Genomic DNA, 634 nt, shown 5'->3' with positions numbered 1-634 from the left:
CTCTTGCTGTTCTCCTAAACTTCCTATGAAGCCGCCCCACCTGAGCATCCTCTAATAATATTTAATTTGGCACTGGCCGCGTTTCAATCACATCAACTTAACTCTACAATTAACTTCACGACGAAACTCAAAAAATGATTATTCAAAACAATGACCCTTACACCTCTGCATCATTTTCTTTGAGCAATAGAATTCGACGACAACTTTGGAATTGGACATGGCTGTTTTTTTTTCGTACCAGTCCTAAACCTTTTCATAAATGGCGAGCAGCGCTATTAAAAATATTTGGAGCAAAAATCGGGAAGAATGTTCATGTCTACCCTTCTGCAAAAGTATGGGCACCTTGGAATCTAGAACTTGGCGATCATGTTGGAATAGCAGACAGCGTAATCGTTTATAATATGGGTTATATAAGTATCGATAACTACACTACTGTATCCCAGGGCGCACATCTCTGCGCTGGCTCTCATGACTTCAATAGCCCTAATTTTCAGCTTTATACAAAGCCCATTACTATTGGGAAAAATGTATGGATCTGTGCAGACACATTTATCAGCCTGGGCGTAAGCATTGCTGACGGCGTCGTGGTTGGTGCCCGATCATTAGTAGTGAAAAATATATGCACGCCCTGGAC

General features: G+C 41.3%; 1 protein-coding gene. It reads left to right on the top strand.

What is annotated here, in order from left to right:
• Positions 1-134: 134 nt before the first annotated feature.
• A partial coding sequence (locus AC1DSG_RS31560; protein WP_477794356.1) for an LbetaH domain-containing protein occupies positions 135-634 on the top strand: 500 nt, incomplete at its 3' end.

This window comes from Pseudomonas sp. P5_A12 (assembly GCF_056400685.1).
The sequence above is the reverse complement of the archived record's forward strand: the minus strand, read 5'-3'. Positions and strand labels throughout refer to the sequence as shown.